This is a genomic window from Mesorhizobium sp. WSM4871, assembly GCF_055811295.1.
Window position 1 is genome coordinate 1 of the sequence record NZ_JBVVPU010000049.1, and the last position, 1180, is coordinate 1180.

1 protein-coding gene is annotated in these 1180 nt (G+C 61.2%); it reads left to right on the top strand.

Going from position 1 to position 1180, the window contains the following annotated elements; genetic code table 11:
• The first annotated feature begins 217 nt into the window (after positions 1-217).
• Complete coding sequence (locus AC0L2H_RS32430; protein ID WP_473593670.1) at positions 218-1153, top strand: IS110 family RNA-guided transposase; 936 nt, start codon at positions 218-220, stop codon at positions 1151-1153.
• The last annotated feature ends 27 nt before the right edge of the window (positions 1154-1180 follow it).

Genomic DNA, 1180 nt, shown 5'->3' on the forward strand with positions numbered 1-1180 from the left:
ATGCGACGCGCTTGTCTTATGACATTGTTCGCCGGAGAGGCGAGAATGAACCGCTGGGAGAGAGTAGCAGCTCTCTCGTCAGCGGCGAGGGATGGATCGTCGACGCGCTGGCCATTTGAGGGCCGAGCTAAAGTTTGATCACCCTCGTCTTTTCCCGAAGGCCTGAACGGATACGCGCAGTTTGAGCTGCGCATGACAAGCAGAGGCACGGCAAAAGATGACTGAGGTTACCATTGGCGTCGACATCTCGAAAGAGGCGCTTGACGCCTGTCGCTTCCCTGACGGTGAGAGCCGCCACTTCGACAACAACGCCAAGGGTCACAAGGCGCTGATGCGCTGGATCGGCTCCGAAGCCACCCGGGTGGTCTACGAGCCGACAGGTCCCTATCATCGCGGGTTTGAGTGCCGGCTCTCCGAGGCCGGACTGCCACTGGTCAAGGTCAATCCGCGCCAGGCGCGCCGCTTCGCGGAGGCGACCGGCAAGCTGGCCAAGACCGACCGGTGCGACGCCGCCATGCTGGCGCGCATGGGGGCAGCGCTCGCTTTGACATCGCGACCGCTTCGCAGCGCACGCCTCAATGAACTCAAGGATCTGCACATGGCCCGTGCGGCTCTGATCAAGGATCGCACCGCAGCCAGGAACAGAGCCAAGACCCTGACCCTTGCCTTGCTCAGGCGCCAGAACGGCGAGCGGCTGAAGCAGATCCAACGTCACCTCGGCGATCTCGATCAGACGATCCTTGCTTTCATCAAAACCGATCCCGACCTTGTCCAGCGCCTCGACATCCTGACCAGCATACCCGGCGTCTCGCACACCACCACCATCGCGCTCATCATCGATATGCCCGAACTCGGAACCCTCGAGCCGCCAGAGGCCGCAAGCCTCGCCGGCCTCGCTCCGGTCGCTCGTCAATCTGGCACATGGACCGGCCGCGCCTTCATTCGCGGCGGCAGGGCCAATGTTCGCCAAGCTCTCTACATGCCGGCCCTCGTCGCCATGCGCTTCAACCCGGATCTCAAGGCAAAATACCAGGCGCTAAAGGCGGCAGGCAAACCTCCAAAGGTCGCCATCACCGCGTTGATGCGTAAGCTCATCATTCTCGCAAACGCTCTCCTAAAGGCGCAGCGAAAATGGGCCCCTAAAACCCCTTGATCAAAACGGATACTTTAGGTTCTTGTT

Bases quoted from the DNA above. Each gene is read 5' to 3' on its own strand.
- AC0L2H_RS32430 (WP_473593670.1), top strand. From the start codon at position 218: ATGACTGAGGTTACCATTGGCGTCGACATCTCGAAAGAGGCGCTTGAC.